Raw genomic sequence first — 5,733 nt, 5'->3', positions numbered from 1 at the left:
CACCTCGAGGTAGGACATGCCCTGATTCTATCGAACGCGTGTTGGGAACAACAGATCTAGTCACCTGGCTGCGCGGACTTTCACCCCCCGCACCCAGGCGACCCCGCACCGCACCCCCGCCCGTCCAACTCCGTTGACCGACAGTCACATTCACGCCACGCCGTCTCGCGCTGCCGAACCCGTCTCGCGTCGCCGCACCCGTCTCGCGTCGCCGCACCCGTCTCACCCTGCAGCACGAGACACCCTCGCCAGCCCGAGCACACCCCAACCACCCACCCGCCACGCCTCACGTCACCACACCCGTCTCACCCTGCAGCACGAGACACCCACGGCACCCTGAGCGCAGCCGCACGCCGGGGCCGCACCCGCCGCGAGCGCGAACGGCGGGGTGAATCAGGACGAGACGAGGCGAGAGACACGACCCGGCTCGAAGTACGCGTCCGCCGCCAGCCGCACGGCGCCGGCCAGGCCGGACCGCCCGCCGAGAAGCGTCGTCCGCAGGCTGAGGGTCTGCAGGGCATACTCCCCCGCCCCCTCGTCGAGCGCCCGGCGCAGCGGTGCCATCAGGACGCCCCCCGCCCCGGAGAGTGCGCCACCCACGACGACGGTCGTCGGGTTGAGCAGCCGCACGACCTCGGCGAGGGAGCGCCCGAGCGCCTCGCCCACCTCGCCGACCAGCTGGCAGGCCAGCGGGTGACCGTCCTCGACGAGCGACACGAGGTCGAAGCTCGTCCTGGCCTCAACCCCGTGCGATGCCAGCCGGTCTCGCACGACATACCCGCTGGCGACGTCCTCGAGGCGACGCAGGCGACCGTCCGGCCCGGGCAGCGTCAGCACGCCCACTCCGCCACGCTCGCCGCGATAGACCCGCCCGTCGAGGACGAACGCGCAGCTGATGCCCATGCCGACCCGCAGGACCACGGTGTGGTCGCCGGCCCCGAGCGCGGCGTGCTCGGCGACCGCCATGGTGTTGACGTCCCGGTCGACGACCTGGACGTCGCCGCGGATCGTCAGCAGGTCCGTGAACCTGACTCCCTCCCAGGCGCTCTCGCGCAGCGGCGCCCCGATGAGGCCGGTTCGCACGTCGACCGGCCCGGGCACGCCGACCCCCACCGCCCGCACGTCCGCGGGCGAGCGGCCGATGCCTGCCAGGAGGGAGGCGATCCGACCGTCGGCCCACGCCGCCACCCCCGCGGGGCCGGTGGGCAGCCCGATGTCGGCGCCGTCCTCGGCGAGGAAGCGACCAGCCATGTCGGTGATCCCGACGCGGGTATAGGCACCACCGACGTCGAGGCCCACGACCAGCCCGAGGTCGTCGTCGACCGCGAAGGTCTCGGCGGGCCGACCACCCTCGCTGGCCCCGAGCCCTCGGCTCACGACGAACCCGGCGGCGAGCAGCTCGTCGAGCCGCTTGCCGACCGTCATGCGTGCCCAGCCGAGTCCGTCGACGAGCCCGCGCCGGGTCGCCGGTCCGTGCTCGCGCAGGTGCGCGAGCACCTCGCCGGCACCGGTCTCGGTCGCAGCCATCGGCGCACCTCCTCGCCCGCGGTCCGCCGGGAGCCTTCGATGCGCCAGGCGTCGACGCGGCACCACGACACGGACTCGATCGCGTCAGACCAGGTCGGCCGGACCTTTTGAGCATAGCTGCACCAAAGCCCCTGGCGCCGGAGGTCGCTGCCGGAGGTCGGTGGCGCAGGTCAGCGCCGGCGAGGTCAGCGGCGGCGAGGTCAGCGGCGGAGGTAGTGACCGACAGGCCGGCCGTGCACGCGGTCGACCGTGATCGGCACGGCGAAGATCTCCTCCAGCAGGCCCTCGCGCATCACCTCGTCCGGGCTGCCCGCGGCGACGACCCGGCCGTCGCGCATGGCGACGATCCGGTCGGCGAAGGCGGCGGCCGCGTTGAGGTCGTGCACGACCACCACGACGGTCTTGCCCAGCTCGTCCACGGCGCGCCGCAGCAGCCGCAGGATCCCCAGGGCGTGCCGCATGTCGAGGTTGTTGAGCGGCTCGTCGAGCAGGACGTAGTCGGTGTCCTGGGCGATGACCATGGCGATGAGCACCCGCTGCCGCTGACCGCCGGACAGCTCGTCGACGAACCGGTCGGCGAGGTCCTCCAGGTCCAGGTAGTGCAGCGCCCGGTCCACGTGCTCCACGTCGATCGGCCGCAGCCGCCCGCCGCAGTGCGGGAACCGCCCGAAGCCCACCAGGTCCCGCACCCGCAGGCGCACCGCGAGGTGATGCTCCTGACGCAGGATCGCGAGTCTCCTTGCCAGCACCGAGGACTCGCAGCGGGCGACGTCGAGGTCGTCGACGCGCACCTCGCCCCCGTCGGCAGGCAGCAGGCGGGCGACGATCGAGAGCAGGGTCGACTTCCCTGCGCCGTTGGGCCCGACCAGGCAGGTCAGTCCGCCGGTGGGCAGGTCGAGGGTGACCCGGTCGACGACGGTGGTGCCGTCATACGACTTGGACACCTCCCGTATGGCGATGCCCGAGGTGGTCGCGGTGTCCTGGTGGACGGCGGTGGAGGTCATGCGCGGGCCCTTCGCAGGAGGAGGACGAGGAAGGTGACGCCGCCGAGGAGCTCGACGACGAGGGAGAGGGAGCCTTCGAGGCCGAGGGCCTTCTCCAGGACGAGCTGGCCGCCGACGAGGGTGACGACGGCAGCACCGCAGGCGGCGGGGACGACGTGGGCGTGCCGATGGGTCCCCACCGTCTGGTAGGCGAGGTGGGCGACCAGCAGGCCGAAGAAGCTGGTGGGTCCGACGAGCGCGGTCGCCGCGGCCACGAGGAGCGCCACCAGGGCGAGGACCGCGAGCTGGCCGCGCCGGTGGTCGAGGCCGAGGGACACGGCGATGTCGCGGCCGAGCGCGAGGACGTCGAGGCGTCCCGCGCGCCAGATCGTCCAGGCCGCCGCGAGCGCGACGATCACCGCGGTGACGCCCACGAGCCGCAGGTCGGCGCCGTGGAAGTCGGCGAAGAAGCGGTCCTGCAGCACGATGAACTCGGTCGGGTCCATCGCGCGTTGCATCAACGTGGACAGCGCTCGGAAGAAGCCGCCGATCACCACGCCGACCAGGACGACCATGTGCAGGCTGCGCCCGAGGCCGACGAGCAGCCACCGGTAGAGCGCGACGGCGAGCAGGGTCATGGCGGTCGCCTGCCAGGCGAAGCTCGAGACCGGGTCGAGGGTCAGGCTGCCGGTGACGCCGAGCAGCACCACCGTGCCGGTCTGGACGAGCAGGTAGAGCGCGTCGAAGCCCATGATCGACGGCGTCAGGATCCGGTTGGCGGTGACCGTGTGGAACAGCACGGTGGCCAGGGCGACGCCGACACCGACGACGGTCATGGTCGCGAGCGTGGTCAGGCGTCGCGGGAGGATGAATTCCAGGGTGGTCTGGTCGATCGTCCTCAGGTCCAGGCCCCAGAGCACGTATGCCGTCGCGGCTGCCGCCGCGAGGGCCCACCACCCGGCGACGCGCAGGCCGGGCGCCCGGCGCCACCCCCCGCAGCTGCGACGCGTGGCCGCCGCCTCGACCTGCCGCCTCCAAGGCTCGACGGGCTCGACGGGCGCGATGGGCTTGTCCGTGAGGGGTTCAGCGGACACCGCGGACCCCCTTGAGGAGCATGGCGAGGAAGGCCCCGGCGCCGACGACCCCGAGGATCGTGCCGATGGGGAGCTCGTGCGGGGCGACGAGCGTCCGGGCGAGCAGGTCGCAGAGCAGCACCAGGGTGGCGCCGCCGATGGCGACCCAGGGGACGCTGCGGCGGGCGTTGCCGCCCATCGCGAGCACGACGATGTTGGGGACGACCAGGCCGATGAAGCCGAGCATGCCGACGGTGACCACGACCGCGGCCGTGGTGACGGCGACGATGCTCATCCCGATCGCCATGGTGCGGCGGTAGTCGAGGCCAAGGTTGGTGGCCACGTCCTCCCCGAGGCCGGCGACCGTGAACCGGTCGGCGACCACGACCGCGAGCGCCGTGAGCACGCCCGCCAGCCAGAGCAGCTCGTAGCGGCCCTGGATCGTGGCGGAGAAGTCTCCGGTCATCCAGGCGGAGAGGCTCTGGATCAGGTCGTAGCGGTAGGCGACGAACGTGGCGACAGCACCGACGATCCCGGACAGCACGAGCCCGATGAGCGGCACCACGAGCACGTCGCGGATGGTCACGGCGCTCACGAGTCGCAGGAACACGGCCGTGCCGGCGAGGGCGGCCACGGCGGCGACCGCCATACGGGCCAGAACCGGGGCATCGGGCCAGGTGAGGGCCATGACGAGCAGCCCGAGGCTGGCGAACTCCATGGTCCCCGTCGTCGACGGCTCGACGAAGGGGTTGCGGGTGAGCAGCTGCATGATCAGGCCGCACACCGCGAGCCCGGCACCCGCCAGGACCAGGGCGATCGTGCGCGGGAAGCGACTGATCGCGAGCAGGTCCAGCGCCTCCCCGCGACGCGCGGGGTCGAGCAGCGCCCCCGGTGACACGTCGGCGACGCCGACGAAGAGCGAGCAGGCCGCGAGGATCCCCACGGCGACCACCCCGCCGAGCAGCAGAGCTGCCTGGCGGGGTCGCTGCCTCGTCGGTGCGGGCGGGGCGGGCGTCGTCACAGCCCTGCCGCGACCTCGTCGACCATGGCCGACAGGTTGTCCAGCCCGGTGCCGGTGACGTACCAGCGCTGGCCGTCCAGGTAGGTGATCTTGTTTCCGGCACCCGCCGGGGTGGCCTTGACCAGCGCGTTGTCGAGGACCTCCTTGGCGGCCTTGCCGCTCTCGCCGATCGCGGCGTCGCGGTCGACGACGAAGAGGTGGCCGGGGTTGGCGGCCTTGATGTACTCGAAGCTCGCCGCCATGCCGTGGCGGTCCTCGGTCATCTTGGCCGCGGTGGGCTTGACGCCGAGGGCGGTGTGGATGAGGCCGAACCGGGACTGCGGGCCGAACGCGCTGACCTTGCCACCGCTGGTCATGAGGATCAGGCCGGTGCCGGCGCCGGCCGCCTTGGCCTTGGTCGCGGCGACCTTGGTGTCGACAGCGGCCAGCTTGGCCTTGACCTCGGCCTCCTTGCCGAACACCTGGCCGAGGGAGGTGTTCACCTTCTTGACGCCCTCGAAGAAGTCGCCCTTGGACGACACGGTGGTGTCGATGGTCGGCGCGATCTTGGCGAGGTCCTTGTACTTCGCCGCAGAGCGGCCGCCCACGACGATGAGGTCCGGCTTGTCGGTCGCGAGCTTCTCCAGGTCCGGCTCGAACATCGTGCCCAGGTTGGCGTACTTCTCGGCCTTGTACTGCTGCAGGAAGGCGGGGAGGCCCTGCTTCGCGAGGCTCTTGACGGAGTCGCCCGCGCCCATGGACGTGATGCTGTCGAGGGCGCCCATGTCGAGCACGGCGACCTTCTTCGGCTGCACGGGGACCTGGGTGGTGCCCTGGGCGTGGGTGATGCTCACGGTCCTGGCGCTGTCGGACGCGGCTGCCGACCCCGACGAGCCGGAGCCCGCGGTGGCCGAGCCGCACGCGGCCGTCGACAGGGCGACCGTGGCGAGGATCGCGGTGCGGGCGGGGGTGAGCAGGCGGGACGACATGGTGCTCCGATCGACAGAACCGATGAGAAGGATAGGCAAACCTTAGTTAGGTCTTCCTTCCCTGCACAACCCGCCCCCGCCGTCGCGCCACGAGACCTGCCTCACACCCGCCCCCGGTGAAGGCATCGACCGGCCTTCGTCGGAAGTTGTCAACCTGTCTT

At 72.0% G+C, this 5,733-nt stretch carries 5 protein-coding genes; all 5 read right to left on the bottom strand.

The window, feature by feature from the left end; all coding sequences use genetic code 11:
• Nucleotides 1-393 precede the first annotated feature (393 nt).
• On the bottom strand, nucleotides 394-1,527 hold the full coding sequence (locus tag B4K29_RS11985) for an ROK family transcriptional regulator (RefSeq protein ID WP_029212877.1): 1,134 nt from the start codon (nucleotides 1,525-1,527) through the stop codon (nucleotides 394-396).
• A gap of 200 nt (nucleotides 1,528-1,727) precedes the next feature.
• Complete coding sequence (locus B4K29_RS11980; protein ID WP_239262606.1) at nucleotides 1,728-2,531, bottom strand: ABC transporter ATP-binding protein; 804 nt, start codon at nucleotides 2,529-2,531, stop codon at nucleotides 1,728-1,730.
• Nucleotides 2,528-3,604: an iron chelate uptake ABC transporter family permease subunit gene (locus B4K29_RS11975; protein ID WP_286967424.1), complete on the bottom strand. Its 1,077-nt coding sequence runs from the start codon at nucleotides 3,602-3,604 to the stop codon at nucleotides 2,528-2,530. The genes B4K29_RS11980 and B4K29_RS11975 overlap by 4 nt, the downstream gene beginning before the upstream one ends.
• Nucleotides 3,594-4,604: an ABC transporter permease gene (locus B4K29_RS11970; protein ID WP_286967421.1), complete on the bottom strand. Its 1,011-nt coding sequence runs from the start codon at nucleotides 4,602-4,604 to the stop codon at nucleotides 3,594-3,596. Before B4K29_RS11970 ends, B4K29_RS11975 begins: the two co-directional genes overlap by 11 nt.
• Nucleotides 4,601-5,572: a siderophore ABC transporter substrate-binding protein gene (locus B4K29_RS11965; protein ID WP_286960834.1), complete on the bottom strand. Its 972-nt coding sequence runs from the start codon at nucleotides 5,570-5,572 to the stop codon at nucleotides 4,601-4,603. Before B4K29_RS11965 ends, B4K29_RS11970 begins: the two co-directional genes overlap by 4 nt.
• Nucleotides 5,573-5,733: the final 161 nt, after the last annotated feature.

The organism is Arsenicicoccus sp. UBA6765 (genome assembly GCF_002453335.1).
GTDB lineage: Bacteria > Actinomycetota > Actinomycetes > Actinomycetales > Dermatophilaceae > Arsenicicoccus > Arsenicicoccus bolidensis.
The sequence above is the reverse complement of the archived record's forward strand: the minus strand, read 5'-3'. Positions and strand labels throughout refer to the sequence as shown.